The sequence below is a fragment of the Actinomadura meridiana genome (assembly GCF_039537545.1).
Classification (GTDB): Bacteria; Actinomycetota; Actinomycetes; order Streptosporangiales; family Streptosporangiaceae; genus Spirillospora; species Spirillospora meridiana.
Genome location: NZ_BAABAS010000026.1, coordinates 288,175 through 312,663 on the forward strand (window position 1 = coordinate 288,175; position 24,489 = coordinate 312,663).

30 protein-coding genes and 1 tRNA gene are annotated in these 24,489 nt (G+C 70.4%); 15 read left to right on the forward strand and 16 right to left on the reverse strand.

Features of this window, described 5'->3' with window-relative positions; all coding sequences use genetic code 11:
- Positions 1–61: 61 nt before the first annotated feature.
- Entirely contained in the window at positions 62–784 is a 723-nt protein-coding gene (locus ABD808_RS33225) for a sensor histidine kinase (protein ID WP_344905579.1), read from the forward strand.
- On the opposite strand, the gene ABD808_RS33230 is transcribed toward ABD808_RS33225, so the two are convergent.
- The gene (locus ABD808_RS33230; protein WP_344905582.1) at positions 766–1,284 is read right to left on the reverse strand and encodes an ATP-binding protein; all 519 of its coding nucleotides are present in this window, start codon (positions 1,282–1,284) and stop codon (positions 766–768) included. The two genes, ABD808_RS33225 and ABD808_RS33230, sit on opposite strands and share 19 nt — an antisense overlap.
- Positions 1,281–1,559 carry a hypothetical protein gene (locus ABD808_RS33235; RefSeq protein ID WP_344905585.1) on the reverse strand — a complete coding sequence of 93 codons (279 nt, stop codon included), beginning with the start codon at positions 1,557–1,559 and terminating at the stop codon, positions 1,281–1,283. The genes ABD808_RS33230 and ABD808_RS33235 overlap by 4 nt, the downstream gene beginning before the upstream one ends.
- A gap of 191 nt (positions 1,560–1,750) precedes the next feature.
- On the opposite strand from ABD808_RS33235, the gene ABD808_RS33240 reads away from it, so the two are divergent.
- Both ABD808_RS33240 and ABD808_RS33245 read left to right on the forward strand, forming a co-directional pair.
- Positions 1,751–2,599: a helix-turn-helix domain-containing protein gene (locus ABD808_RS33240; RefSeq protein WP_344905587.1), complete on the forward strand. Its 849-nt coding sequence runs from the start codon at positions 1,751–1,753 to the stop codon at positions 2,597–2,599.
- A gap of 23 nt (positions 2,600–2,622) precedes the next feature.
- On the forward strand, positions 2,623–2,877 hold the full coding sequence (locus ABD808_RS33245; RefSeq protein ID WP_344905590.1) for a DUF397 domain-containing protein: 255 nt from the start codon (positions 2,623–2,625) through the stop codon (positions 2,875–2,877).
- Between the two features lie 97 nt (positions 2,878–2,974).
- On the opposite strand, the gene ABD808_RS33250 is transcribed toward ABD808_RS33245, so the two are convergent.
- Positions 2,975–3,466 carry a DinB family protein gene (locus ABD808_RS33250; protein ID WP_344905593.1) on the reverse strand — a complete coding sequence of 164 codons (492 nt, stop codon included), beginning with the start codon at positions 3,464–3,466 and terminating at the stop codon, positions 2,975–2,977.
- Positions 3,467–3,659: 193 nt separating this feature from the next.
- A complete protein-coding gene (locus ABD808_RS33255; protein ID WP_344905596.1) occupies positions 3,660–4,520 on the reverse strand; it encodes an alpha/beta fold hydrolase in 861 nt (286 codons plus the stop codon).
- A gap of 98 nt (positions 4,521–4,618) precedes the next feature.
- Here ABD808_RS33255 and ABD808_RS33260 point away from each other — a divergent pair, with 98 nt between their 5' ends.
- Positions 4,619–5,206 carry a TetR-like C-terminal domain-containing protein gene (locus tag ABD808_RS33260; protein WP_344905599.1) on the forward strand — a complete coding sequence of 196 codons (588 nt, stop codon included), beginning with the start codon at positions 4,619–4,621 and terminating at the stop codon, positions 5,204–5,206.
- Positions 5,203–6,765, forward strand: coding sequence for an FAD-dependent monooxygenase (locus ABD808_RS33265; RefSeq protein ID WP_344905601.1), 1,563 nt, complete (start codon positions 5,203–5,205; stop codon positions 6,763–6,765). The genes ABD808_RS33260 and ABD808_RS33265 overlap by 4 nt, the downstream gene beginning before the upstream one ends.
- A 254-nt stretch (positions 6,766–7,019) precedes the next feature.
- Here the strand turns inward: ABD808_RS33265 and ABD808_RS33270 are convergent, their stop codons facing one another.
- Positions 7,020–7,523, reverse strand: coding sequence for a DinB family protein (locus tag ABD808_RS33270; RefSeq protein WP_344905604.1), 504 nt, complete (start codon positions 7,521–7,523; stop codon positions 7,020–7,022).
- A 37-nt stretch (positions 7,524–7,560) separates the two neighbouring features.
- On the opposite strand from ABD808_RS33270, the gene ABD808_RS33275 reads away from it, so the two are divergent.
- Entirely contained in the window at positions 7,561–8,220 is a 660-nt protein-coding gene (locus tag ABD808_RS33275) for a class I SAM-dependent methyltransferase (RefSeq protein ID WP_344905607.1), read from the forward strand.
- Here the strand turns inward: ABD808_RS33275 and ABD808_RS33280 are convergent.
- Positions 8,217–8,699 (reverse strand): Imm21 family immunity protein, encoded by a 483-nt coding sequence (locus ABD808_RS33280; protein WP_344905610.1) that lies wholly within the window; start codon positions 8,697–8,699, stop codon positions 8,217–8,219. The two genes, ABD808_RS33275 and ABD808_RS33280, sit on opposite strands and share 4 nt — an antisense overlap.
- 162 nt (positions 8,700–8,861) lie before the next feature.
- On the opposite strand from ABD808_RS33280, the gene ABD808_RS33285 reads away from it, so the two are divergent.
- The 4 genes from ABD808_RS33285 (at position 8,862) to ABD808_RS33300 (ending at position 11,005) form a co-directional block, all read left to right on the forward strand.
- Positions 8,862–9,053 carry a DUF1059 domain-containing protein gene (locus ABD808_RS33285; protein ID WP_344905612.1) on the forward strand — a complete coding sequence of 64 codons (192 nt, stop codon included), beginning with the start codon at positions 8,862–8,864 and terminating at the stop codon, positions 9,051–9,053.
- 70 nt (positions 9,054–9,123) lie between these two features.
- Positions 9,124–9,942 carry an alpha/beta fold hydrolase gene (locus ABD808_RS33290; RefSeq protein ID WP_344905615.1) on the forward strand — a complete coding sequence of 273 codons (819 nt, stop codon included), beginning with the start codon at positions 9,124–9,126 and terminating at the stop codon, positions 9,940–9,942.
- Between the two features lie 109 nt (positions 9,943–10,051).
- Positions 10,052–10,792 (forward strand): sporulation protein, encoded by a 741-nt coding sequence (locus tag ABD808_RS33295; protein ID WP_344905618.1) that lies wholly within the window; start codon positions 10,052–10,054, stop codon positions 10,790–10,792.
- 24 nt (positions 10,793–10,816) lie between these two features.
- Positions 10,817–11,005, forward strand: a complete 189-nt coding sequence (locus tag ABD808_RS33300; protein ID WP_344905621.1) for a hypothetical protein — start codon at positions 10,817–10,819, stop codon at positions 11,003–11,005.
- Here the strand turns inward: ABD808_RS33300 and ABD808_RS33305 are convergent.
- From ABD808_RS33305 to ABD808_RS33320, 4 genes are read right to left on the reverse strand one after another with little or no spacing between them, the layout of a single operon-like run.
- Positions 11,002–11,895 carry a RecB family exonuclease gene (locus ABD808_RS33305; RefSeq protein WP_344905624.1) on the reverse strand — a complete coding sequence of 298 codons (894 nt, stop codon included), beginning with the start codon at positions 11,893–11,895 and terminating at the stop codon, positions 11,002–11,004. The two genes, ABD808_RS33300 and ABD808_RS33305, sit on opposite strands and share 4 nt — an antisense overlap.
- A 2-nt stretch (positions 11,896–11,897) precedes the next feature.
- Positions 11,898–12,602, reverse strand: coding sequence for an MBL fold metallo-hydrolase (locus ABD808_RS33310; protein ID WP_344905627.1), 705 nt, complete (start codon positions 12,600–12,602; stop codon positions 11,898–11,900).
- A 46-nt stretch (positions 12,603–12,648) separates the two neighbouring features.
- Positions 12,649–13,479, reverse strand: coding sequence for a PHP domain-containing protein (locus tag ABD808_RS33315; protein WP_344905630.1), 831 nt, complete (start codon positions 13,477–13,479; stop codon positions 12,649–12,651).
- A complete protein-coding gene (locus ABD808_RS33320) occupies positions 13,479–14,126 on the reverse strand; it encodes a DUF6758 family protein (protein ID WP_344905633.1) in 648 nt (215 codons plus the stop codon). Before ABD808_RS33320 ends, ABD808_RS33315 begins: the two co-directional genes overlap by 1 nt.
- A gap of 83 nt (positions 14,127–14,209) precedes the next feature.
- On the opposite strand from ABD808_RS33320, the gene ABD808_RS33325 reads away from it, so the two are divergent.
- The gene (locus ABD808_RS33325) at positions 14,210–14,602 is read left to right on the forward strand and encodes an NUDIX hydrolase (protein ID WP_344905636.1); all 393 of its coding nucleotides are present in this window, start codon (positions 14,210–14,212) and stop codon (positions 14,600–14,602) included.
- On the opposite strand, the gene ABD808_RS33330 is transcribed toward ABD808_RS33325, so the two are convergent.
- Positions 14,597–15,871 (reverse strand): CPBP family intramembrane glutamic endopeptidase, encoded by a 1,275-nt coding sequence (locus ABD808_RS33330; protein WP_344905638.1) that lies wholly within the window; start codon positions 15,869–15,871, stop codon positions 14,597–14,599. The two genes, ABD808_RS33325 and ABD808_RS33330, sit on opposite strands and share 6 nt — an antisense overlap.
- A gap of 43 nt (positions 15,872–15,914) precedes the next feature.
- Positions 15,915–16,856: an HpcH/HpaI aldolase/citrate lyase family protein gene (locus ABD808_RS33335; RefSeq protein WP_344905641.1), complete on the reverse strand. Its 942-nt coding sequence runs from the start codon at positions 16,854–16,856 to the stop codon at positions 15,915–15,917.
- A gap of 39 nt (positions 16,857–16,895) precedes the next feature.
- Between ABD808_RS33335 and ABD808_RS33340 the strand changes: the two genes are divergently transcribed.
- The gene (locus tag ABD808_RS33340) at positions 16,896–17,399 is read left to right on the forward strand and encodes a hypothetical protein (protein WP_344905643.1); all 504 of its coding nucleotides are present in this window, start codon (positions 16,896–16,898) and stop codon (positions 17,397–17,399) included.
- Positions 17,400–17,460: 61 nt separating this feature from the next.
- Here ABD808_RS33340 and ABD808_RS33345 read toward each other — a convergent pair whose 3' ends face one another.
- Entirely contained in the window at positions 17,461–19,281 is a 1,821-nt protein-coding gene (locus ABD808_RS33345) for a B12-binding domain-containing radical SAM protein (RefSeq protein ID WP_344905646.1), read from the reverse strand.
- Between the two features lie 376 nt (positions 19,282–19,657).
- Here ABD808_RS33345 and ABD808_RS33350 point away from each other — a divergent pair.
- Positions 19,658–19,752, forward strand: a tRNA-OTHER gene (locus ABD808_RS33350).
- 9 nt (positions 19,753–19,761) lie between these two features.
- Here ABD808_RS33350 and ABD808_RS33355 read toward each other — a convergent pair.
- Both ABD808_RS33355 and ABD808_RS33360 read right to left on the reverse strand, forming a co-directional pair.
- Positions 19,762–21,111, reverse strand: a complete 1,350-nt coding sequence (locus ABD808_RS33355; RefSeq protein ID WP_344905649.1) for a glutamate-cysteine ligase family protein — start codon at positions 21,109–21,111, stop codon at positions 19,762–19,764.
- Between the two features lie 118 nt (positions 21,112–21,229).
- Positions 21,230–22,129, reverse strand: coding sequence for an RNA polymerase sigma-70 factor (locus ABD808_RS33360; protein ID WP_344905652.1), 900 nt, complete (start codon positions 22,127–22,129; stop codon positions 21,230–21,232).
- Between the two features lie 86 nt (positions 22,130–22,215).
- Between ABD808_RS33360 and ABD808_RS33365 the strand changes: the two genes are divergently transcribed.
- Together ABD808_RS33365 and ABD808_RS33370 are read left to right on the forward strand one after the other, a co-directional pair.
- Positions 22,216–23,517, forward strand: coding sequence for a magnesium transporter MgtE N-terminal domain-containing protein (locus ABD808_RS33365; protein ID WP_344905655.1), 1,302 nt, complete (start codon positions 22,216–22,218; stop codon positions 23,515–23,517).
- Positions 23,517–24,002 (forward strand): DUF1003 domain-containing protein, encoded by a 486-nt coding sequence (locus ABD808_RS33370; protein ID WP_344905658.1) that lies wholly within the window; start codon positions 23,517–23,519, stop codon positions 24,000–24,002. Before ABD808_RS33365 ends, ABD808_RS33370 begins: the two co-directional genes overlap by 1 nt.
- On the opposite strand, the gene ABD808_RS33375 is transcribed toward ABD808_RS33370, so the two are convergent.
- A complete protein-coding gene (locus tag ABD808_RS33375; RefSeq protein WP_344905660.1) occupies positions 23,999–24,454 on the reverse strand; it encodes a MarR family winged helix-turn-helix transcriptional regulator in 456 nt (151 codons plus the stop codon). The genes ABD808_RS33370 and ABD808_RS33375 overlap by 4 nt on opposite strands.
- Between the last annotated feature and the right edge of the window lie 35 nt (positions 24,455–24,489).

Genomic DNA, 24,489 nt, shown 5'->3' on the forward strand with positions numbered 1-24,489 from the left:
CGGCGGCCGCCCATGACCGGGCGGGGCGGGTCAGGGTCTGGTTGGGAGGGCGGCGCGTGCGGTGGACGCGCGTTCGGCGGCCTCGCGTTCGGCGGTGGAGGCGCAACGCCAGACCATGGTCAACGACATCGCCCACGAGCTGCGAACCCCGCTGAGCAACATCCGGGTGTGGCTGGAGGCGGCCGAGGACGGTGTCGCGATCCCGGACGGCGCGTTCGTGTCGTCCCTGCTGGAGGAGGCCCTACAGCTGCAACACCTCGTCGACGACCTCCAGGATCTCGCGGCTGCGGAGGCCGGGACCCTGCGGCTGCACTTCGAGCCCATGGACGTGCGCGAACTGCTGACCCGTGTGGCGGACGCCCACCGCGCGAAGGCGACCTCGGCGGGCAGCCGCCTGACCGTTTACCTGGACGGCGACCCGCCGCTCACGGCTGACGCCGTCCGGATCCGGCAGGCGGTCGCGAACCTGCTGACCAATGCGATCCGCCACACCCCCAACGGGCACATCACACTCACCGCCCGGGACGACGACGGTTGGACGGTCATCGAAGTGGCCGACACCGGCACGGGCATCCCGCCCGAGGACCTCCCACAGATCTTCGACCGCTTCTGGCGGGCGGACAAGTCCCGCAACCGCCAGACCGGCGGCAGCGGCCTGGGCCTCGCCATCGTCCGCCAACTCGTCCAAGCCCACGGCGGCACCGCCGAGGCCCACAGCCAACTCGGCGAAGGCTCAACCTTCACCCTCCGACTCCCGCGGCAACCTCAACCGGCCCCATCGTGAGCGGACGTGTTGACCGCGAGTGGTAGAGATTCGTGAGTCCCGTCCCGCCGCGCTCGGGTGGGATTGCCACCGGGGCATTTCTCGTAGCCGCCATTGGAGTGATCGGCGGCGGCATGCGGGATCTCGAACCAGACGCGCAGGCGCCCATCGTCGAGTTGCTCGAAGCCCCAGGACTTGGTGAGCATCGCCAGAATCGGCAGGCCACGCCCGTGCACACCGTCCGGGTCATCCCGACGATGCGGGACGGTGCTCCCACCCTCGTCGGTGACCTCGACACGAACAACGGCGGCGTCCACGTATGCGTCCACCTCCACCCGATCCCCATTGCCGTGGACGATCGCATTGGTGAGGGTCTCGGACAGAAGCAGAACGCTGTCCTCGCACGCACTGTGCCTCTCGCCCAGGAGCGGTTTGAGACGGGTCAGCAGCCAGCGACGGCCGTTCGCCACGTTCTGCGGCTTGGACGGGATGACGCACGTCCCCAAGTGATGCCGCTTCATCGGACACCCGCCGTCCACGCCACCCGCGCGGCCGTCTCCGTCGCGTCCCCGGCCATGCTCCACTGCCCACCGAAGGTGTAGAGCCACCGACCCCTGTGATCGACCGCCGCCACCCCGAGCCACCGCGACGGCCACGCCCGCACCCACAGGACGGACTCCCCCGCTCTCGGGTGGACGAGCATGGACGTGCACCGCTGCCGCTCCCCCAGCATGAAACACAGATCAGCCAGGAGACCGAACCGCACCTCGTGCGGCCCCTGATCTGTAGACCCCATCGGTCGCCCCTTCCAGGCACGCGGGCGTCACGAACCGATGACTTTCTTCCGTGATCACCCATCTACCGTGCGTAATCCTCGCTACGGTCAGAGCATGGAGCGGACGACCTGAGTTTGTAAACCCAAAAGAGTGAACTCGCTCAAAGAATCATGGTACGCGCAATGGACATATCTCAACAGGAGGTGCAAAGGTGGCAAGTCGGACGAGCCCCACAGTCCGCAGGAGGCGTCTAGCGTCCGAAATGCGACGACTGCGCAAGGAATCGGGAAAGACCCGAGAAGAGGCAGCCAGGTACGCGGACATCGCCCCCGCCACGGTCAGCCGCATCGAGGCGGCCATGCACGCGCCGAAGGTCGCCGACATCATGGCTCTCTGCAAATTCTACGACCTGGACGACGACCGCGCCGAGGTCCTCATCACCCTCGCCCGTCAGAGCCGCCAACGCGGCTGGTGGCAAAAATACGGCGACGCGATCCCAGCCTGGTTCGAGGTCTACGTCGGTCTCGAAGAAGAGGTCTCCGAGATACGCTCCTACCAATCAGAGGCGATCTTCGGCCTCCTACAGACGGAGGCCTACGCTCGCGCCGTGATCTTTGCGGACGACGATGTTTCGCCCGACAGCGGCGAGCGAACGCTCGAAGTCCGCATGCGACGGCAGAAGGTATTCGAAGGCCCGGACCGCCCAAAGCTGTGGATCATCCAGAACGAAGCAGCTCTACACAGGCAAGTTGGCAGCCAAGCCGTCATGTGTGAGCAGCTCGATCACCTCGTCGTCCTCTCACGCATGCCGGGCGTGACCATCCAGGTGCTTCCGCTGGTCAGCGGCGCGCACCCGTCCATGCACGGCGCCTTCGAGATCCTCGGCTTCCCTGACCGCCGTGACCCGGACGTTGTATACGTTGATTACCGAAACGGCTGCATTTACCTTGAAGAACAGGAAGAGGTCGACGACTACGTTCAGCTCTTCAACCAGCTTCGAGCGAGGGCGCTCGGCCCTGACGAAACACGCGCGTTGATTGCTCAAGTGGCTCGAAAGTAGGTGTGGCACAGGAGGTGGACTCCATGATGGATCTCTCTCAGATCACATGGCGCAAGGCCCGCAGCAGCGCCAACAACGGATCATGCGTGGAGGTCGGTACGTGGCGGAAGAGCAGCCACAGCGCTGATGAAGGCAACTGCGTGGAGGTGGCGGCGGACGAGGCGGTGGTGTTGGCGCGGGACTCCAAGGATCCGGACGGGCCGGTGCTCGGCTTCGGAGCCGAGGCATGGGCGACGTTCCTCACCACCGTGAAGACCGGCCGCCTCGACCGACCCTAGACGGCTTCCTGTCCGGGCAGATGGAGGATCACGCCCTGCCCCAGTCTCGGCTGGACGAGGCCCTGACCACCCTCCCCTAGGTGGTCGCCCCGTGGGGTCAGCGGCCGGTTGTGCCGTCTATCAGTTCGCGGAGGATGTCGGCGTGGCCCGCGTGGCGGCCGGTCTCCTCGATCATGTGGGTGAGGGCCCAGCGGACGCTGGGAGCAGGGCGTCCGGGGCGCGGACGAGGGACGGGTTCGCCGAGGTCGGTGCACCCGTCCAGCACCTTGTTGGCCTGCTCGACCACCGCGCGGTAGCGGGCGACGACGTCGGGCACGGTGTCGTCTGATGCGGCCTGGAACGTCGCCTGCCAGTCGGTGACGTCGTCCCCCAGAAACATCGCGCGTTCGACGAAGGTCAGGTGGTTGATCAGGCCGAGCAGGTTCGTGCCCGACTGCACCGCGGCTGTGCGGACCTGCGGTTCAGGGGCGCCGTCGACCTTCGCGGCAACCGATGCCCTGAGGTAGTCGAGGAATCCGCGCAGGGTCTCGGTCTCGCTGGATCTGGTCCGGGGCGGCGGGGTGTCAGTGCGGCGGGTCGTCCTGGGCATGGTGGTCTCCCTCGTTTGGGAAGGACAGTGTTGCCAGGCCGTACACCACCCGACACGAAATCTTGCGGTTCTGGCAAAGATGGCCTCGCCTGACCCCGTCCCATTTCCCCGGCTTGGCGTGCCTAGAGCTACCGGCCGGGTGTTTCGTAGCTGGGGGACCTGGCCGCACCGGTGGCGCAACGGGTTGTCCTCGCTACTGGGGTCGCTCTTCGGGGAGCCGTGCCTGGGTGAAGGCTCGGATCTGCTCGGCGACCCTGTCGGGGGCGTTCAGGTCGGGCGCGTTGTGGTCCAGCCCATCCAAGATCGCGTGCCGGGCGTCGGGCATCACTCCTGCCAGACGGGATAGCACGCCGGTCAGGTAGGCGGGCGACTTTTCGCCGCCGATCAGCAGCGTCGGGGGGGCGACGCCCGCGTACCTGGTGCCCTCGGAGTCCAGACGGACGATCTCGGCGATCTCGGCTGGGGTCGTCGCCATCAGCGCCCGCGTGTCGGGCCCGTCGGTCCCGCGCAGCAGCAGGAACGCCAGCGCGCGGAACACCAGCATCGGCGCGTCTCCGATGGGGGCCAGGCGGGTGCCCTTGAGGAAGGTCGCCATCGCCGCGACGTGCCTGCCCTCCCGCAGCAGATGGGTGAAGGACGGCAGCCAGCCGGCGGGGAACGACCCCCCGATGCTCACGCCGGGCTCGTACACGACCAGTGCGGCGACCTTTTTCCGCAGCCCGAGGTGCAGAGCGACCAGACCGCCGTAGCTGTGCCCGAAGACCAGGCTTGAGCCGGTGTGCTCCATGACGGCGATGGCGTCGTCGACTTCGGCCTCGACACTGTAGCCAGGGCCCTGCGGTCCGCTGCGGCCACGTCCCCGTCGCTCGATCACGTGCACCGTGTACGTATCCGACAGGCTCCGCGCCAGGGCCCCGTAGTGGTGGGCGCGCCGGTTGTTCCCGGGGATCACCATCAGCCCGGGCCCGCGCCCATGGCTGAGGAAGGCGATCACCGTCCCGTCTCCTGAGGTCACCGCACCGTTCTGCCACTCGATCGCCTGCTTGCCGCCCATTCGCCCTGCCCTTCGTGAAACGAGTCCACCTTGCCGTCCGCGAGCCCGTGCGGCTAAGTTCTGAAGTGTACGGTACCGTCTCGTTCGGTTGGGTGGACATGGTCAGAGGCATTGCGCGTGAGCGGGCGATTCTGACGGCGACGATCGAGTTGCTCGGGGAGATCGGCTACCCGGCGCTGACCATGGACGCGGTGGCCCAGCGGGCGCGCGCCAGCAAGCAGACCATCTACCGCCGATGGTCGGGCAAACCGGCACTCGTCAAGGCCGCACTGGACGCGCACGACGCCGGGTACGTCACCGACATCCCGAACACCGGAACACTGCGAGGCGACCTGCTGGCCGGGCTGACCGTGATGTGCGCACAGGTCGACGACCGGTACGTCACCATGATCACCGGGTTGATCCACGCGATGCGGACCGACGCCGAACTGGCCGCGGCCCTACGGGCACACGTCGCGGACGAGGATCTCGGACCGTTCCAGACGATCGTGGAGAGGGCGAAGGCCCGCGGTGAGGTGGCTGCGGGCACCTCACCCGAGCGCGTGCATCAGGTGGCCGAAGGCCAGATCATCCGCCGCATGTTCCTCGGTGAGCCGCTCGACCACGACTTCCTCGCCGACCTGGTGGACAACCTGCTCACGCCCCTGCTGACCCTGACCTCCCCCACCGACGAAGGACAGCGATGAACGACAGAGCGGATGTGCCGGTGCTGATCGCCGGAGCCGGGCCGACCGGGCTTACGCTGGCCTGCGAGCTGGCCCGCCGGGGGATCGACTGCCGGATCGTCGACCGGGCGGACCAGTTGTTCGCCGGCTCCCGCGCTAAGGGCCTCCAGCCCCGCACCCTGGAGGTGTTCGACGACCTCGGTGTGATCGACTCCGTGCTGGACCAGGGCGCTCCGTTCCCGGCCTTCCGTTTGTACGCGGGCAAGGACGTCCGGTGGACTCGTACGGTCACCGACATGCTCGGCATCGAGCCGGTCCTCCCCGGATCCGGTGTGCCGTACCCCGGCGTGTGGCTGATCCCCCAGTGGCGGACCGACCGCATCCTGCACGATCGGTTCGTCGAACTGGGCGGTCGCGTCGAGTTGGGCACCGAGGTGACCGAGTTCAGCCAGGACGATGACGGGGTGACCGTGACCCTGGTCTCCGGCGGAGCCACCGAACGAGTACGGGCGGGGTATCTGGTCGGCGCGGACGGAGGCCGCAGCCTGGTACGCAAGGCACTCGGGGTGGGCTTCGAGGGTGAGACCTTCGAGACCGAGCGCACCCTGATCGGCGACGTCGGGGCCGAGGGGCTGGAGGGCGACTACTGCCACATCCTGACCAGCGGCGGCGACGCCACCCAGCGGTTCTCCCTGTGGTCGATGCCTGGCACCGACCTCTACCAGTTCGTCGCCGCGGTGGATGCCGACAGCGCGCCGGAACCGACGCTCGAATCGGTGCAGAAGCTGCTGGAGCAACGGTCCGGCCGCACCGACGTCATGCTGTACGACCTGAATTGGATCTCCCTTTACCGGATTAACGTCCGCATGGTGGACCGGTACCGGGACGGCCGGGTGTTCCTGGCCGGCGACGCCGCGCATGTGCATTCCTCCGCGAGCGGGCAGGGCCTGAACACCAGCGTTCAGGACGCTTACAACCTCGGTTGGAAGCTCGCCGCCGCACTGTCCGGCGCTCCAGGGGCTCTGCTCGATACGTACGAGGCCGAGCGGCTGCCGGTCGCCGCGAACGTGCTCGGCGTCTCGACCCGACTGCACCGCAGGAACTTCCGCGCGCCGGCCTCCGACGAGGAGGAGGACGGCGGCCCGGACATCTTCCAACTCCGGCTGAACTATCGTGCGGGCCCGCTGGCAGAGCACGGCCGCGCCACCCCGAGCGGCCTTCGGGCGGGAGACCGCGCGCCGGACGCCCGCTGCCAGGACTCCACCGGCCGTCCCGTACGACTGTTCGACCTGTTCCGCGGCCCGCACTTCACGCTGCTCGTCCTCGGCCCGGGTGACACCGCAACGGGTCCTGGATTCGCTGAGCGATACGGCGCCTCCGTACACGCACACCTGATCAGCCGCCCGGACGGGGCGTCGCGCGGGGACGACATCGTGGACCACGGCGGGCAGGTGGAGCGGCTCTATGGATTCGACCCGACCGCCGAACTGCTCGTCCTGGTCCGCCCGGACGGCTACCTGGGCATCGTCACGGAACGACCCGAGCAGGTACACGACTACCTCCGGCAGGTCCGGGGCTGACGCAGGCGAAAGAAGTCCCGCTGAGGAGCCCTCGAGTGAGACGGCCTGGCGGGACTCGGGGTCCGGTCACGCGCGGATCGGCTCCGCCCGCGCCTCCACCGTCCGCCAGACCTTGAACACCGGTTCGTCGGGCTGAGCACGGCGGCGGGTCGGGGCGGCCAGGAAAGACGTGGGCAGGTCGAGGGGCTGCTCGACCTGCTGGTGGGTGGCGTCATCCGCTCGGGTGGACGGGCCGGGGCCCTGAGCGGGGGTGGCTATTCGCCGGTCGCGCCGTCGATGCGTTCGCGGAGGAGGTCGGCGTGGCCGTTGTGGCGGGCGTATTCCTCGATCATGTGGACGAGGATCCAGCGGAGCGAGAAGTTTTCGCCGCGGTGGCGCATGGTGAGGTCGAGGGAGTCGGCGGCGTCGACGATCTCGCGGGAGCGGGCGCATTCCTCGTGCCAGATCGCGAACGCCTCGTCGGGATCGGCCTCGTCGGCCTCGAACTCGGAGTCGTCGTTGGGGCCCTTGATCCAGTGGGCGGAGATGTCCTCGCCGTTGAACCTGATGCGAAACCAGGACCGTTCGACCTCGGCCATATGCCGGACGAGGCCCAGCAACGACAGGGTCGACGGCGGGACGGCCCTCTCCCTGAGCTGCTCGGTTGTCAGGCCCTCGCATTTCATGGCGAGTGTGTCGCGGTGGTACTGGAGAAAGCTGGCCAGGGTCGCACGTTCGTCGGCCGTGAGAGGAGGGTCGGTTCTTCCTTGATCTGCCATCGGATAATCGTGTCACGGCGGGGTTACCGTGGCGGGCATGGAACGGGACGATGAGGCCGCGGTGCGGGAGCAGATCGCCTACTACCGGGCCAGGGCACCGGAGTACGACCAGGAGTACGTCGCGCGCGACGACATGCGGGCGCTGCGGCCCGTGCTCGATGAGCTTCCAGTTGTCGGTGACGTGCTGGAACTCGCCTGCGGCACCGGGCAGTGGACCGGGCCGCTGGCCGCCCGGGCACGGTCGTTGACGGCCGTCGACGCGGCGCCCGAGACGTTGGCCATCGCGCGGGAGCGGGTGGCGCCCGCGCCGGTCGAGTTCGTGTGCGCCGATCTGTTCTCGTGGCGTCCGGCGCGGCGGTACGACACGGTCTTCTTCGGATTCTGGCTCTCGCATGTGCCGCCGGGCCGCCTGCCCGGCTTCTGGCAGATGGTGGCGGACGCCCTCGCCCCCGGCGGCAAGGCCGTCTTCATGGACAACGGGCCGGGAGAGGCCGCGTCCGAGGAGGTCCTTCCGGACGGGTCCGTGCCCGCCGTCCGGCGTCGGCTTGAAGACGGCAGCGAACACCGCGTGGTGAAGGTGTTCCACGATGCCGAACAGCTCGTCCGGGACCTGGCCGGGTGGGGGTGGACGGGCCAGGTCCGACCGGTCGGCACCAACTTCATCGTGGGCACCGCCCAACCACGTCCAGGGGCCTAGAGCTGGAGTTGGACGAGCACCGTCCACGTTCGTTCGTCTTGGACGAAGGCCGCGCGGACCTGGTAGCGGGCCGGGGCCAGGTCGATGGTGAGGTGGTTGCCGGGTTCGGGCGCTGAGCCGGGCCAGGCGGAGTCGATGAGGACGACCGGGCCGTCCACCTGCCAGGTGAGCGTCTCGTCCCATGGGGCGTCGTGGACGAGCCGTTTCGCGGCCGTCAGGAGGCCCGCCTCGGAGTCGGCCGCCTCCCAGCGGACGAAGAGCCGTTCGTCCGGCAGGAACGTGGTGGTCGCGGGGCCGCTGAGGACGAGGCCGTCCAGGCTCCCGACGGTGACGAGGCCGATCTCGCCCTCGACCGAGCAGGCGCGGCCGTAGTCGCCCGTCGTCTCCACCGCGTCGTCGTCGGTGGCGCCCGTCCAGTGGGCGAGCTGGGACGCGGGCGCGACCAGCAGCGGCCCCCCGCCGGACTCGATCCAGTCCATGGCTCTCCCTCCACCGGCCGCGCCACCCTACGCCCCCACCCGGACATTCCCGCCCATCTTCCTTCTGACCTGGGGCTATGTCACGATGAAAGGGAGATGCGACAGCGGTCGGCGCCGCGGAGTCGCTTCCCCGCGGGCCGACCGGCCAGGAGGGGAGGCATCATGCGGAAGGTGGCCGACTGCCGGGACATGCCCAGCGAATCCGGCTGCACGCTTACGATCAGCGGCGAGGAGGACGAGGTCGTCCGCGCCGCCGCCGAGCACGCGGCATCGGTGCATGAGCACACCGACACCCCGGAGCTGCGGGAGCAGATCCGGGGCATGCTGAAGGACGAACAACCGGTCATGCACTGACCGCCGATGAGTTCGGCCCGGCCCGGAGGTCTCTTCTTCGGACAGGGCCGTTCTCATGCCTGGAGGTTCGATGACCACAATCTCGTCCACGCTGCGGGTTCCCGACGGGGAGCTGTACTTCGAGGTGCGGGGGCAGGGGCGGCTGATCGCGCTCGTCGCCGCCCCCATGGACGCGGCGGAGTTCGCGCCGATGGCCGACCTGCTCTCCTCCGGGTTCACCGTCCTCACGACGGATCCGCGGGGCATCAACCGGAGCCGCCTCGACGACCCCGAGCAGGACTCGACGCCGGTGCTGCGCGCCGACGACGTGGCCCGGCTCATCGAGCACGTGGACGCGGGGCCCGCCGTCGCGCTGGGTTCGAGCGGCGGGGCGTGCACCGTGCTGGCGTTGGCGCAGGACCACCCTGAGCGCGTGGCGGCGGTCCTCGCGCATGAGCCGCCGCTGATCGAGCTGCTGGACGACCGCGACGAGTTCCTCAAGGGGACCGAGGAGATGATCGCCGCCTACCGCGACGGTGACGTGATCGGCGCGTGGCGGAAGTTCATGGCGCAGGCGGGCTTCCAGTTTCCCGAGGGGGCGCTGGAGCAGATGTTCGGCGGGGAGCGTCCCGCCCAGCAGGTCGCCGACGAGCGGCGCTGGTTCGAGCACGAGCTGCGCGAGACCGCGCGGTGGAGGCCCGATGTCGACGCGCTCAAGGCCGGGGACGTGCGCGTCGTCATCGGGATCGGCGCGGAGTCGCGCGGGCAGTTCTGCGACCGGACGTCCAGGGCGCTCGCCGCGGCGCTCGGGGTCGAGCCCGCGATCTTCCCGGGCGGCCATGTCGCCTTTACCGAGGACCCCGTCGCTTTCACCGTCCGATTCGGTGAGGTTATAGATGAAATCAACTGAAATCCACAGAGATTGCCGAAAATGCCGGGTTTGCCGTAGATGACGGGCGGCGCGGGCGGCCAGAGCCTAGTCTGGTCGTCCGCTTGGGACCGTTCCGGAGGTAGCCCACATGGCGTTTCGCACGTTCCTCAGCTCGCTTGGCGTCAACGCGCCCGAGGTGACGGCGGTCCTGGAGTCGGACGAGATCAGGCCCGGCGGCACCCTGCGCGCCCGAGTGATCGTCAAGGGCGGCGGCGCCGACGTCCGGATCGAGCGGATCTCCGTCCAGCTCGTCACCCGGGTGGAGGCTGCGGAGCCCACCGAGAAGAGCTGGGACAACCCGGGAGTCGTCGCCTACCAGGCCATTTCCGCCTTCGACCTGGCCGCCGGTGCGGAGCGGGAGCACGGGCTCGCGATCGAGGTCCCGTGGGAGACGCCGATCACGCACGCGCTGGGACGCCGGATGCGCGGGCCCCGGGCCGCCGTCCGGACCATCCTGGAGATCGACAACGCGGTCGACCGGGGCGACTTCGACGAGATCGCCGTCCACGCGCTGCCCGCCCATGACCTGTTCTTCGACGCCTACGAGACGCTCGGGTTCCGGTTCGACGAGGCCGCGGTCAAGACGGGCCGGGTCACCGGCGGACGGAACCAGACCTCGAAGTTCTGGCAGGAGCTGGAGTTCTTCTTCCCCGCCGACTACCGGCTCGGGCCCCTCGCCCAGTTGGAGACGGTGTTCATCGCCCGGCCCGACTCGCTTGACCTGATCACCGGTCCGCACGGCCCCTACCCGTTCGACTACGCGGGCCTGACGCTCGACCGGTGCGTCGCGTGGCTGGACGACCACTGCCGTACCCGCTGGCAGAACTGACGCCACGGGGGTGGTGCCGCCGTGGTGACGGCGGGGCCGCGGTCCTTCCGGCTGGCGATGAACTCGCTGCCGGAACGGCTGCACGACCACGCCTTCGCCAGGAACACACGGGAGATGTTGGAACGATCCAGGAAGCGGCTCGCGGCGCAGGGATACGACGTGCGCCGGGGGCTTTACGGGCTGCGTGACCCGCGCCGCTGGCCGTCCGCCTAGACGACGTCGACGGGGAGCGCCGCCCACGGGTCCTTGCGTGGAGCGGCCGCCAAGCCCTCCGGGCAGTGGCTGGCGAAATCGCACCACGAGCACAACGTGCCGGGACGGGGCGGGAACGCGTCGTCATGGGCCGCGTGGTCTATCTCGGCCGCGCGGGGTTGCTGCTCGGAGCGGCGCGGGCGCGGCACGCGGGAGCGATACGTCTCGTCGGCCTCGGCGGCCTCGGCCGCGATCGACTCGGCGCGGCGGATGTGGCGGTCCAGGGACTCGTCGGTGTGGTCCCACGCGGCGGCCTCGCCGGACGGCAGATGGTGCAGCTCGACCCGGTGGCACGGGCGGCGCAGCACGCGGGACGCGGCCACCGCGTAGATCGCGAGGGCGAGGGAGCCACGGGCGTCGTCGGACGTCGAGGCGCGCCGACCCGTCTTGTAGTCGACGATGGCGAGTTCGTCGCCCCGGGCGTCCAGCCGGTCGATACGGCCCGACACGGCGATGCGGTCGGTGCGCGTCGCGACCGTGCGTTCGACGCCGAGCGGCTCGTCGTGCGGATCGAGGGTCTCGACGTACCGTTCGGTCATGTCGCGGGCGCGGTCACGCCACTGCGCGGACTGGGCCCCGTCGCGGAAACCGTCCGTCAGCCAGCCACGGTTGAGGAGCCGTCCGGCGGCCTCGGGGGTGCGGTCGTGCACGGGCAGCCGCCACCACGCCGCGAGGGCGTTGTGCACGCTGGAGCCCACACTGTTGTGCGCCCACCGTGGGCCCTTCTGCGGCATCGGACGGTCGAGATACGTCATCCGGTACCGCCGGGGGCAGTCCAGCCAGGCGTTGAGCCGCGACGGCGTGCACGTGTAGAGCCGCCGTGGCATGCCCGCTAAACCGAGCTGCTCCACCCTCAGTCGTCTTCTTGGGCGAGCGCGCCCCACGACTCCCAGCGGGAGTCCTCGTCGCCGACCGTCGTCTCCTCGCCCTGCGCGGGCAGGACCTGGAGGTCCTTCGGCAGCGGGGTCAGCAGCGCGCCGATCGAGTTGAGCTGCTTGCGCAGGTCCTCGTAGACGCCGCCGATGGAGCCGGGACGGCCGCGGTGCAGCGTGTCGCCGGAGAACAGCGTGCCGAGCTGCTCGCTGATCACGCACACGCTGCCGGGGGTGTTGCCCGGCGTGTGCACGATCTCCAACTGGGCGTCGGCGATCTCGAAGATGCCGCCGTCCTCAAGCCAGATGTCGGGTTCGAGGGCCCGGAGCGCCTTGGCGTCGTCCTCGTCGTCCTCCTCCTTGGCGAGACGGCCGAAGTAATCGCGCCACAGCAGCCGGTCGGCGCGGTGCAACGCGATCGGGGCCCAGTTCTCCTCGTCCTCCTCGCCACCGGCGGCGACTTCGAGCACCACGTTCAGATGGTGTTCGTTGCCGTCGGTGAGCAGGACGGCCATGACCTCGCGGTCGCCGACCTCCTTGAGGATGGCCTCGGCGTCGTAGGCCGGGTCGATCACGATGACCTCGTCGTCGTCGCCGACGATGTAGGTGTTGCTCTCGACGTCGTACTCGGTGTCGTCCAGGGTCAGCGTCCCTGACGTCACCACCTGTTCGATGCGCGCGTCCACGCTTCGCACCCTACCGTGATTCGCGCCACTGGACGGCATGCGGTGATCACTTCCCGGAGGCTCCGTCCGCGAGCGCGGCGTAGGCGTCCGGATCGGTGGTCTCCGCGCCGAGCCGATCACCGGTCATCGCGCCGTGATCGTCGCTGGACCCGGTGGCGACGAGGCCCAGCCCGGCGGCCAGGTCGCGCAGGTGGGCGCGGTCCTCGGGCGCGTGGTCAGGGTGATCGACCTCGATCCCGGCGAGCCCGGCGGCGGCGAGGCCCTCGATCACGGCGTCGTCGAACACGTAGCCGCCGCGCCGCGCCCGCGGGTGCGCGAGGACGCACACTCCCCCGGCCGCGCGGACGAGCCGGACGGCGCGTACCGGGTCCAGCGCGTAGCGTTCGACGTAGGCGCGGCCGCCCTGCGCGATCCACTGCGCGGTGAACGCCTCGTCGGTCGTGCCGATCACGCCCGCCTCGACCATGGCGCGGGCGATGTGGGGACGTCCGACCGCCTCGCCCTTGGCCAGCGCGCGGACCATGCCCCAGGTGACGTCCAGGCCGAGGTCGCGGAGCCGGTCCACCATGCCCTGCGCCCTGACCACGCGGTCGTCGCAGATCCGGGCCAGCTCGGCGGACAGGGAGGGGTCCTCCGGGTCGAAGAGGTAGCCGAGCATGTGGAGGCTGCGGCCGTCCTGGGCGCAGGACAGCTCGATGCCGGGGACGAGCGTCAGGCCGTCCGGGAGGGCGGCGGTGGCCTCGTCCCAGCCGGAGACGGTGTCGTGGTCGGTGAGGGCGAGGACGTCCAGGCCCCGGTCCCGGGCCCGCCGGACGACGTCGGCGGGCGGCCGGGTGCCGTCGGAGGCGTCGCTGTGGCTGTGCAGGTCGATACGCATCAGTCGTCGAGCCTGGGGCTCGGGGCTCCGTACGGCAAATCGAGGTCCATTCCTGGTTCGCGGAGGTCGAGAAGGTTCTGGCGTTCCAGCATGAGGACGCCCGCGTCGGCGGGCCACAGCACCGCCCACAGCCAGTCGCCCATGGCCTCGCCGACGTAGACGGCGCGGTCGGGTTCGTCGCCGACCGCCCACATCGGGACCGTCCGGCCGCAGGTCGCCGACGGGCCGCTGACGTCGAGCCTCACGTGCGGGGGGCTGCCCTCGAACACCTCGCCAGGGTCGGCGCCCTCCAGGCCCGCGTAGTACGCGCCGAGCCCGACGCCGGGTTCCTCGGCGATCAGGATCATGTCGGCGGGGCCGCCCAGCAGCCCGGGCCCGGACACGGCGACCGCGGTCGCGCGGGCACCGGTGCGCTCGTCCCCGACCGTGGTGAAACCCGTGACGAGCCAGGCCTGCGGAAGGGGCCAGGGCGTCCAGACGGGGACGCGCGCGTCGAGCAGCACGGCGGTCAGCGCCTCCGGGCCGGGCCGCTTGGACGGCTGTCTCGGCAGGACGGCGCCGTGCACGTCGCATGACCAGTCGCTCGACCACGGGCCCGGCTCGTGCAGCGGGCCCGCGCACCGCGGGCAGGTCGGCTCCGCCCTCATGGTTACCCACCCTGCGCGGCAACATCCGGGCGCGTCAAGGTCGGGACGGTACCCGCGCGGGAAAGGGGGGACAAAATGGGGTCATGCGCGTGCGTTGCGTCGGTGGGATCGTCCGGGACGGGAGCGGACGGCTGCTCCTGGTGAGGCGGGGACGGCCACCCGGCGAGGGCCTGTGGTCCATCCCCGGCGGCCGGGTCGAGCCCGGCGAGCACGACCGGGCCGCCGTCGCGCGGGAGCTGCGCGAGGAGACCGGTCTGGACGTCTCCGTGGCGGACACGGAGGTCGGAACGGTCGACCGGCCGGGCCTCGGCGGCGCCGTCTACGAGATCCACGACTACGCGGCGACCGTGACGGGCGGGACGCTCCGTGCCGGTGACGACGCGGCGGAGGCTCGGTGGGTGTCGCCGGAGGAGCTTCGGGGGCTGCCGCTGACGCCCGGGTTGCTGGACGCGCTCACCTTGTGGGGGCTGCTATGACACGCGCGCCGGATGCTCGGGCGGCGAGACGGGGACGTCGTCCTTGGCGCCGGTGACCGTCTCGACGCGCATCCGCCGCGCCAGCCACGTCACGGCCGCCGCGTACAAGAGCATCGGGACGACGTCGGCCACGACGACCTGCCACGCCACGCCGCCCTGCTCGATGTCCAGTTCACCGACGGCCGCCGGGAGCAGGAACGCCATCAGGTTGTTGAACACGTGCAGCGCGATGCCCGACTCCAGACCGCCCGTCCGGACCGCCAGCCACGCCGCGACCGCCCCGAACGTGAAGATGTCGAGGATGCCCCAGCCGGTGTAGCCGTGCCCGGACGTGAACAGCGCCGATCCGATGACGATGCCGGGCCACGGGGTGCGGAACACGACGCTGAGCGCCTGCCCGATCCGGCGCCGGGAGTTCTCCAGCGTGTGGGCGCCCACGGCCTGGAGCAGCCAGCCGCGGAACATGTACTCCTCGGCGGCCGACTGGACCGGCACCAGAAAGACGATCACGACGGCGGGCAGGAGGAAGTCGCCCCAGCCGACCCAGTGCTCGTCGCCGGTCGACGTGTCGTCCACGAAGGCGCCCGCGATCGCCGACGTCCCGAACGACACGAGGCAGAACAGGAACGCCAGGCCGCAGCAGGCCAGCAGCCAGCGCCAGCGCAGCCGTCCCGCGACCGACGACAGGGTGCCGGGCCGCCGCCGCTGGACGCCCCACGCCGCGAACAGCACGACCGGCAGGAACAGCCCGAGGGCCGCCAGGTTGTACGCCAGGTCGGCCGTCTGGTCGCCGAAGATGGTGTCGGACGTGCCGGAGGTGTCGGTGTGGCCGGTGGCCGCCACCTGGATGATCATCCCGGCGAGCATCAGCGCCAGGGCCAGCACCATGCCCACGCCCGCGATCGCGAGCGTCCCGACCAGCGGCCGCCACCAGCGGTGCGCCTCGGTGCGCGCGAGCCGGTGGAACGGGGCGCCCTTCGGGGCCTCGACCGTCCAGGGCCGCTTCACCGGCGGCGGACCGTACCCGTGGGGCGGGTAACCGGGATAGCCCGGATAGCCCGAGTAGCCGGGCTGACTGGGATAGCCGGGGTAACCGCCGCCGTACGCCTGCCAGTGAGGGCCCGGCCGTTCGGGCGGACCCAGCGGTTGGACGGGCGGCTGGGCAGGCGGCCCGACGGGCGCCCCGGCTGGCGGCACGGTTGGCGGATCGGTGGGCCGCTGAACAGGGTCGAGCGGAGCCCAGCCGTCGTCGTCCCCTGGTTCTGACACGTGCGTCCCCCTCCGAGTTAGGTGGGACGAATCGTATTCAAGGTCAGTTCCCGGGAGGGTCGAAGCGCTTGATCCGCGTCATTCCGGCGGCGCGGCCCTTGGCGGCGACGGCGAGCGCCATCTTGCGGGACGCCTCGTCGATCATCTCGTCGCCGAGCCGGACGGCGCCGCGTCCCTGCACGCTGACGGCGTGGTCGTAGGCGTCCAGGATCAGTTCGGCGTGGTCGTAGTCGTCCTGGGACGGGGCGAACACCGCGTTGCCCGCCTCGACCTGCGACGGGTGCAGCACCCACTTCCCGTCGAACCCGAGGGCGGCGGCGCGGCGGGCGACCCGTGTGAACCCGTCCACGTCCTTGATGTTGAAGTACGGGCCGTCGATGGCCTGGAGGTCGTTGGCGCGGGCGGCCATCAGGATGTGCATGAGGATGTAGTGGTAGGCGTCGCCCTCGGTGTAGCCGGGCGGCTGGTCGCCGACGACGAGCGTCTTCATGTTCAGCGACGCCATCAGGTCGCCCGGCCCGAGGACGAGGCTCTCCAGCCGGGGCGAGGACGCGGCGATCTCGTTGATGTTGACCATGCTGCGGGCGTCCTCGATCTGCGCCTCGATGCCGATGCGTCCGACCGGCAGGCCCGTCGCCCCCTCGATCTGGGTGAGGAGCCGGTCGAGCCACTGGACGTGCGTGGCGTCCCGCACCTTGGGCAGCATGATCGCGTCGAGTTGGGCGCCCGCGCCCTCCACCACGTCGATCACGTCCCGGTAGGCCAGGGGCGTGTCCAGGTCGTTGACGCGGACCACGCGGACCTTGCCGGTCCAGTCGCCCTCGTTGAGCGCGGCGACGACGGACTTGCGGGCCTCCTCCTTGGCGGACGGCGCGACGGCGTCCTCCAGGTCGAGAAGGACCTCGTCGACGGGGAGGCCCTGCGCCTTCTCGACGAAACGGGGGTTGCTGGCAGGGACGGAGAGTGTGGTTCGTCGAGCGCGCATGGACCGGATGCTATCCAGGCGATGTGAGACCCTCGGAAGATGGGTGAGCTGAACGCGGCGCTGGTGGAGGAGGCGGCCAGGAAGTCGGGGCTGCTGTGGCTGGATCTGCCCGACCTGCCGCAGCCGCGAGCCGCCTGGCACGTGTGGCACGAGGGCTCGGCGTACGTCCTGACCGGCGGGGAGGGCGAGCAACCGCTGCCCGGCCTGCCGGACGCCGCGCGGGTGACGGTGATCCTGCGCAGCAAGGACAAGGGCGGGCGGCTCGTGTCGTTCGCCGCCGACGTCGAACCGGTCGAGCCGGGCTCCGAGCTGTGGGACGCCGTGACGCCGCTGCTCGCCAAGGACCGTCTCAACGCCGGTGACCACGAGGCCCAGGTGGAGCGATGGGCGACCGAGTCGTGGATCGTCCGGCTCACCCCGGCCGAGGAGGTCGTGGAGGAGGCGGAGGCGTACGCGACCGTCCGTCCGGTGCCGACGCCCGCGACGACCGCGGGCCCGCCGCCGCGCATGTTCGGCGGCAGGCGCCGCGCCGTCGACCGCTAGCCCGTCAGGCCGGGCCACGACCGTCAGGCCAGGGCACGACCATCAGGCAGGGGCGTGTCCGTCAGGCCGGGGCCGTGGCGTCGTCGTGGGCGCGCAGGCTGGTCGACACGTCGTTGGCGTCCTCGTAGGACGCGAGGTGGGCGGACAGGCCCAGTTCCTCGCGCAGGGCGGTGGTGACCTTAGCCAGCCCGCGCTTGAGGTGGCTCGGGTCGATGGACGGTTCCGGCGGACGGTGAGCGCGCAACTCCCCGGCGGCGGCACGCAGTTGCGGAAGGGTGTAGGCGCCACGGTTGGTCCACCAGGGGATCGTGGAGGTGACCTGGTAGGCCCAGTGGCGGCGGCAGGCCTCTTCGAGAAGGTCGCGGATCGCCTCCACCCGCTTGCGGCTGAGACCGCCGACCGTGTAGCGGAACTGGTCGCGGTTGAGGTTGAGGACCTGGTCGTCGGTGCCGGTGACCTGGAGGCCGCCCAGCAGCCCGGAGGACGCCGCCGACTCGTCCGGAGCGCGGCGGGTGAGCCGGTAGCGGCCCGACTTGATCGTCAGGATGTCGTCGCCGCACTCCTCCAGGAACGACAGCCAGCGCAGCGAACGGTTGATCGGCTCGCCGGGCACGCCGACGATGATGAAGACGTGGACCTGGATGCCCGCCTCGCTCAGGTTGCGCAGGATGCGGCCGTAGTTGGCCGGGTGGTTCCAGGGCTTGGCCTCCTGCTTGAGCACGGCGGGGTCGAGTGACTCCAGGCCGAGCTGTACCCCGCTGCACCCCGCCGCCGCGAGCCGGTGGCAGGTGTCGGGGTTCAGCAGCTGGTCGCTCGCGGTCAGGTAGCACTGCCAGGTGGCGCGGTGCCCGATCCGGGCGAGCTCGCGGCCGATCTTCAGCTGCCGGGGAATGGTGAGGTACTCGTCGACGAAGTCGACGCGATCGACGCCGAGCGCCGCGATGTGCTCGGCCACGCGCCGTTCCGACATCACCCGGGGCTTGTGCAGGAACGTGTCGCTTCCGGCGGCGATGGCGCAGAACCCACAGCGCATCGGGCAGTTGGACATCGTGTACAGGGGCGGGACGAAGTCGGGGCCCCACTGCCGGATCCCCCGGTCGAACCGGGGCGTGGGCAGCGCCTCGTAGTCGCTGGGCTCGGGAGCCAGGGGGTTGAGACGGACGACATCACGGTCACGCCAGACGACTCCCGGGACCAGCGCGGGGGGCGTGCCGTCGGCCAGCGCGACCATCGGCTGGAACCCCTCGGCGTAGACGATGGCGTCCCAGTGGTCGAAGAAGCCCGCGAACTCGGGGTGGTGATAGCCGTCCAGGACGCGCGCCCAGTAGTTTCCGCCCATCACGATCGTGACGCCGGGGATGTGGTCCCTGATGAGTGAGGCCAGCACGCACGCCGACACCAGCTGACGTTCGTCGGCCACGCTGATCCCGACCAGGTCCGGGTCGGCGGCGCGGACGCGGCCCAGCTCGACCTCGGCGAAGTAGTCGTAAAAGACGTGCCGTTCGCGGTCGTCGAGCACGCGGCGCAGCTCGTCGACGCGGCCCTTGAAGACGCGGGAGTCGAACCGCACGTTGTTGCGCTCGACCGCGAACGTCTCGGTGTCGGAGGCGACGCCCGAGGACACGTGCTCGAACAGCCGCCGGGCGTCGTGGCGGCGCAGGATCGGCGCGTTCGGGTCGCGGATGTCGCGCAGGGCGTGCGCGACGGGCTCGCCCCCATGCGCGCGCAACACGTGCTCGACGGCGTCGATGTACCCGTAGTGCTGGACGACATGGTGACCGCGCTCGTGCAGGATGCCCGCGAGATAGGCGATTCCCATCGGCAGGTGCCAGACGCTGGACGCTGGAGGATAGGTCAGATAAATCGACTTCGGCTGGCCCATGGATGATCCTCGGGATGGAGGCGAAGGTGCCCCCGACAGTACCCGATGTATTTTCCGATAAAAAGGACGAACAATGATCATACTGAAGCATCAGGTAAGGGACGCACCTATTGGGAGGCGACCCGGCCGCGGCGAACCTGTCGGCGGCGGAAACGCGCCCACGATTTGATTCGATTCAGAATCTTCCACACGTTCGTTAGAGGATTGTTCGGCTCTCGATACGCTGGTGATCAGCGGCGGGCCGGGAGCGGATCGCCGTTGACCATGGCCGATTTGGAGGCACCTTTCGGTCCCGCTATTACTGCCGTCGACCTCGATCGGGCCTTCACGTGACCACCGCGAACCGCTATGTTCGAGGACAGGAGTGGACGGGGTTGCCGGAGTGGCGAAATTGGTAGACGCGCCCGTTCGTTACGGACGGGTGCCCCCTTGACCGGGGGCGTGAAGGTTCGATTCCTTCCTCCGGCACCATTGTGCCGATCATTCCGTCGGCACCCGATAGGCGTCCACATAACGCATCGGGTCGCACCTGAATTCGTGCTGCCAACGGTGCGCGCACCGTTCGGCGAACGTTTCACCGGTGGCCAGGATCTCGTCCAGCGGATCGAGGTGGCCCGGCACGTCCGGCGGTTCGACACCGTCGTCCACCCGGGCCTGGAGGCCCTGCCGGGCGAGGCGGACCAGTTCGGCGGCCAGATCGCTCACCCGGTCGTCGCCGAGCATCGTCCGCAGACCCTTGTGCGGCAGTTCGGCCGTGGCGGTCTCGTAGTCCTCCGGAGGGCGTCCGCCTAGCAGCTGCCACGCGGCCTCCCGCGACGGGGCGTGGTAGGTGAGCCCCACCCACAGCGCGACGAAGGCCGGGACATACGGGTGGGGAGGGCCGTCGGCGGCTCGCAGCTCCAGGGTGTGGCGGACGCGGATGTGCGTCCAGATCTGCGACAGGTGGTAGTTCCAGTCGTCCAGGGTCGGCGCCGTCCCGTCGTCGAAGCCGTCCCGGATCAGCGAGCCGAACGGCCGGTCGGGCACGCACCGGAACCGGCCCGCCTCGTCGACGCGGTAGACCATCGGCAGCGTCAGCGCCCATTCGACGAGGTCGTCGAGACTGACGTCCGGGCGCAGCGCGGGCCGCAGGACCCCGCAGCGCGCCGGGTCCGTGCGCAGCCAGGCCAGCGACCGGTGCGACAGGACGCCGTCCAGCCGCCTGCCCGCCAGCGGCGAGTTGACGAACAGCGCGGCGACCACCGGTGACGCGACCGCCAGCATCCGCAGCTTCCGCGTGAAGTCGGCCTCGGAGACGAAGTCCAGGTGCACCTGTGTACTGGTCGAGAGCCCGAGGATCTTCGGCCCGTCGCTCCCCGCCTCACCGAGCCCGGTGAAGTACGACCGCATGACGTCGCCCCTGCCGATCGGCACCCAGGAGATCGTGTCCACGCCGTCGAACGGAACGAACCCGCCCGGGACGAGCCCCAGCCCGAAACGGTCGAGAACGCCCGCCAGATCGCGCATGGCGAGCCGCAGCCGATCGACCGCCTCCCCCACGGAGGCGACCGGGTTGGACGAGTACTCCAGCTGGCCCCCGTGCTCCAGGGAGAGGCACGCGCCGTCCGGCAGTTCGACGCCGGTCAGATGGGGCCCTTCGCACAGTGGGCGTCCACCCGTCTCGGCCAGGGCGATCTCCAGGATCGCCTTGACGCCTCTCGGGCCCTCGTAGGGGGCGGCACGGCCCGTCGCCAGGTCCAGGACGGCGCTCTCGACCTCAAGGCCGACCAGCTCCCGCCGACCGGGGGCGAACGCCGAACGCAGCCGCCGACCCGTGATCGTCGCCCCCACCGTTCCCCCTGGTCATCACCCGGCTGTTCTCACCGCGACGCCCGCGCGTCGGTCCGGCGGCGATGAACAGAGTCCAGGAAGACGTTCCCCGGGCGGCCCGCCCAAACCGGCGGGACGATCACATGGTGAGCCGGCGACCGGCCACCACGGCGGCCAGCTTGTCCGGATTGACCACGAAGTGCACCGCCCGCACGCGGCCCGCGCCGTCGACGTCCACGGTGATCGTGGTGAGGGGCCCCTCCGGGCCGTCCACGATGAGCGCGAGGCCGCCGTTGAGGTCGACGTGCCGGGCGCTGAGGTCGGCCGGGTCCATGCCGCCGTAGGGCTTCTCGACGACCGCGGCGAGCCAGCGGGCCACCTTCTCGTCGCCCTCGATGACGCGGCGGGCCGCCCTGACCTTGCCGCCGCCGTCCGTCCACAGCGTCACGTCGGGGGCGAGGACCTCCATCAGCCGGTTGATGTCGCCGCCGAGCACCGCGTCCAGGAACCGCTCGGTCGCGGCGCGCCGCTCCGCGCCCTGCGCCTCGAAGCGCGGACGCCGCGCCTCCACATGCTTGCGGGCGCGGGCGCCGAGCTGCCGCACCGACGCCTCCGACCGGTCCAGCGCCGCCGCGATCTCCGCGTACGGGAAGCCGAACGCCTCCTTCAGGACGAACACGGCACGTTCCAGCGGGCTCAGCGTCTCCAGCACGACGAGCATCGCCATCGACACCGACTCCGACAGTTCGGCGTCCTCGGCGACGTCCGGCGAGGTCAGGATCGGCTCCGGCAACCACGGGCCGACATACGTCTCGCGCCGGGACCGCAGCGTCCGCAGCCGGTCGAGCGCGACGTTCGCGGTGATCCGGACGAGATACGACTTCGGGTCGGCGATCCCCGACCGGTCGACCGCCGACCAGCGCAGCCAGGCGTCCTGGACGGCGTCCTCCGCGTCCGCCGCCGTGCCCAGCATCCGGTACGCGACCGCGAACAGCAGGCCGCGGTGCTCCTCGAACGGGTCCGTCACGGCGTCGCTCACGGGCTCAGCCTCTCACGGGGGTTCGGCGTGTCCGGATGGCCCCCCGTGTCCGGATCACCGGGTCGATCATGGGTAGTGTCCGGTCCATGAGCGGAGCTCCGACACGGGTGTTCATCGCCCGGCTCGCGGGCATCGCGGTGTTCGACCCCGCGGGCGACCAGGTCGGCAGGGTCCGCGATGTCGTGGTCGCCCTGCGCCTGGCGCCGCGGCCGCCGCGGGTGCTCGGGCTGGTCGTGGAGGTCGCGTCCCGCCGCGCCGTGTTCCTGCCGATCACCCGGGTGACGGTGATCGAGGCGGACGCCGTCATCTTCGACGGCCGCCTGAACATGCGCCGGTTCCAGAAACGCGAGTCGGAGACCCTCGTGATCGCCGAGATGCTGGACCGGACGATCCGGCTCGGCGACGGCGAGCCCGTCGCCGTCCTCGACGTGGCGATGGAACCGACCCGCACCCGCGACTGGCTGGTCGGCAAGGTCGCCGTCCGCCGCCGCACCGGGCGTGGATTCCGCAAGCGCGGGGAGAGCCTCGTCGTGGACTGGGACGACGTCGACGGGTTCTCCGCCGTCGAGCACGGGCAGGGCGCGGCGGGCCTGATCGCCGCGTTCGAGCAGATGAAGGCCGCCGACCTCGCCAACATCGTCCACGAACTGCCGGAGAAGCGGCGCGCGGAGGTCGCGGTCGCGCTCGACGACGAGCGGCTCGCCGACATCCTGGAGGAACTGCCCGAGGACGACCAGATCGAGATCCTCGGCAAGCTCGGCGTGGAACGGGCCGCCGACGTGCTGGAGGCCATGGGCCCCGACGACGCCGCCGACCTGCTCGGCGAACTGCCCACCGAGCAGCGCGAACAGCTGCTGATGCTGATGGAGCCGCAGGAGGCGGCGCCAGTGCGGCGGCTGCTGACCTACCCCGACCAGTCCGCGGGCGGCCTGATGACGACCGAACCGGTGATCGTCGCGCCGGACGTCACGGTCGCCGAGGCGCTCGCGCTGATCCGCCGTCCCGACCTGAACCCGGCCCTCGCCGCCCAGGTCTACGTCTGCCGCCCGCCGACCGCCACGCCGACCGGCCGCTACCTCGGCACCGTGCACTTCCAGAAGCTGCTGCGCGAACCGCCGCCAACGCTGGTCAGCGGCATCGTGGACGCCGAACTCGACCCGCTGCGACCCACCATGTCGCTGGAGGCCGTCGCGATGTTCCTGGCCACCTACAACCTCGTCGCGGGCGCCGTCGTCGACGAGAACGGCCACCTGCTGGGCGCCGTGACCATCGACGACGTCCTCGACCACCTGCTCCCCGAGGACTGGCGGGAGGCCGTGATGGACGCCACCGCCGCGGAGACCATGGACCGCGATCCCGAGGAAGAGGCCCTCCGGGGGGACACCTGATGACGACACGCCAGATGGGCGCCCGCCTCGACCAGCCGAGGGAGATCCGCCGGACGCTGCTGCCGCGCGTCCACTACGACCCGGACTCCTTCGGACGGCTGTCGGAGCGGATCGCGCGGTTCCTCGGCACCGCCAGGTTCCTCGTCTACATGACGGTGTTCGTCGCCGTGTGGATCGTGTGGAACCTGCTGGCGCCGGAGTTCCTGAAGTTCGACCCGTACCCGTTCATCTTCCTGACGCTGATGCTGTCGTTGCAGGCGTCCTACGCCGCGCCGCTGATCCTGCTCGCGCAGAACCGGCAGGACGACCGTGACCGCGTCCAGTACGAGCAGGACCGGTCACGCAACGAACGCAACATCGCCGACACCGAGTACCTGACCCGGGAGATCGCCGGGCTGCGGGTGGCGCTGAGCGAGGTCGTCACCCGCGACTTCCTGCGCTCCGAACTCCAGCAGATCATCAAGGAGCTGGACGCCAAGGACTAGACGGCCACCGGCTCGTCGGCGAGCTTGTCCAGCAGCGCGCCGAGCGCGGCCAGGTCGGGCTCGTCCAGCCTGCCGAGGATGTAGTCGCGGACGCCCTGCCGGTAGGTCGGGGTCGCCTCGTCCAGCCGGGCCCGGCCCGCGGTGGTCAGGACGGCGTACAGCCCCCGCGCGTCGTGCGCGCAGGACTGCCGGACGACCAGGCCCTCCCGCTGGAGCCGGTCGACGAGCCTGGTCAGGCCGCTGCGCGACAGCAGGACACGGTCGGCGAGGTCGTTCATCCGCAGTTGCCCACCCGGGGCCTCACCGAGGTGCATGAGCACGTCGTAGGAGCCGAGCGCGAGCCCGTGGCTCGCCAGCAGGTCGGCCCCGAGGCGGCGGGAGATGCGCGCCTCGGCACGGAGCATGGTGCGCCAGACGATCAGCTCGGCCGCCGAGAGGGTACTGGTGGTCACGGACCGATCGTACGGCCCAACCGCCTCTCGCGCGA

What these genes read in the sequence shown, in the direction of transcription:
- ABD808_RS33230 (WP_344905582.1), bottom strand. Translation starts at nt 1,284, where the DNA reads ATGAAGCGGCATCACTTGGGGACGTGCGTCATCCCGTCCAAGCCGCAG.
- ABD808_RS33235 (WP_344905585.1), bottom strand. Translation starts at nt 1,559, where the DNA reads ATGGGGTCTACAGATCAGGGGCCGCACGAGGTGCGGTTCGGTCTCCTG.
- ABD808_RS33245 (WP_344905590.1), top strand. Translation starts at nt 2,623, where the DNA reads ATGATGGATCTCTCTCAGATCACATGGCGCAAGGCCCGCAGCAGCGCC.
- ABD808_RS33250 (WP_344905593.1), bottom strand. Translation starts at nt 3,466, where the DNA reads ATGCCCAGGACGACCCGCCGCACTGACACCCCGCCGCCCCGGACCAGA.
- ABD808_RS33255 (WP_344905596.1), bottom strand. Translation starts at nt 4,520, where the DNA reads ATGGGCGGCAAGCAGGCGATCGAGTGGCAGAACGGTGCGGTGACCTCA.
- ABD808_RS33260 (WP_344905599.1), top strand. Translation starts at nt 4,619, where the DNA reads ATGGTCAGAGGCATTGCGCGTGAGCGGGCGATTCTGACGGCGACGATC.
- ABD808_RS33265 (WP_344905601.1), top strand. Translation starts at nt 5,203, where the DNA reads ATGAACGACAGAGCGGATGTGCCGGTGCTGATCGCCGGAGCCGGGCCG.
- ABD808_RS33270 (WP_344905604.1), bottom strand. Translation starts at nt 7,523, where the DNA reads ATGGCAGATCAAGGAAGAACCGACCCTCCTCTCACGGCCGACGAACGT.
- ABD808_RS33275 (WP_344905607.1), top strand. Translation starts at nt 7,561, where the DNA reads ATGGAACGGGACGATGAGGCCGCGGTGCGGGAGCAGATCGCCTACTAC.
- ABD808_RS33280 (WP_344905610.1), bottom strand. Translation starts at nt 8,699, where the DNA reads ATGGACTGGATCGAGTCCGGCGGGGGGCCGCTGCTGGTCGCGCCCGCG.
- ABD808_RS33285 (WP_344905612.1), top strand. Translation starts at nt 8,862, where the DNA reads ATGCGGAAGGTGGCCGACTGCCGGGACATGCCCAGCGAATCCGGCTGC.
- ABD808_RS33290 (WP_344905615.1), top strand. Translation starts at nt 9,124, where the DNA reads ATGACCACAATCTCGTCCACGCTGCGGGTTCCCGACGGGGAGCTGTAC.
- ABD808_RS33295 (WP_344905618.1), top strand. Translation starts at nt 10,052, where the DNA reads ATGGCGTTTCGCACGTTCCTCAGCTCGCTTGGCGTCAACGCGCCCGAG.
- ABD808_RS33315 (WP_344905630.1), bottom strand. Translation starts at nt 13,479, where the DNA reads ATGCGTATCGACCTGCACAGCCACAGCGACGCCTCCGACGGCACCCGG.
- ABD808_RS33320 (WP_344905633.1), bottom strand. Translation starts at nt 14,126, where the DNA reads ATGAGGGCGGAGCCGACCTGCCCGCGGTGCGCGGGCCCGCTGCACGAG.
- ABD808_RS33325 (WP_344905636.1), top strand. Translation starts at nt 14,210, where the DNA reads ATGCGCGTGCGTTGCGTCGGTGGGATCGTCCGGGACGGGAGCGGACGG.
- ABD808_RS33335 (WP_344905641.1), bottom strand. Translation starts at nt 16,856, where the DNA reads ATGCGCGCTCGACGAACCACACTCTCCGTCCCTGCCAGCAACCCCCGT.
- ABD808_RS33340 (WP_344905643.1), top strand. Translation starts at nt 16,896, where the DNA reads ATGGGTGAGCTGAACGCGGCGCTGGTGGAGGAGGCGGCCAGGAAGTCG.
- ABD808_RS33345 (WP_344905646.1), bottom strand. Translation starts at nt 19,281, where the DNA reads ATGGGCCAGCCGAAGTCGATTTATCTGACCTATCCTCCAGCGTCCAGC.
- ABD808_RS33365 (WP_344905655.1), top strand. Translation starts at nt 22,216, where the DNA reads ATGAGCGGAGCTCCGACACGGGTGTTCATCGCCCGGCTCGCGGGCATC.
- ABD808_RS33370 (WP_344905658.1), top strand. Translation starts at nt 23,517, where the DNA reads ATGACGACACGCCAGATGGGCGCCCGCCTCGACCAGCCGAGGGAGATC.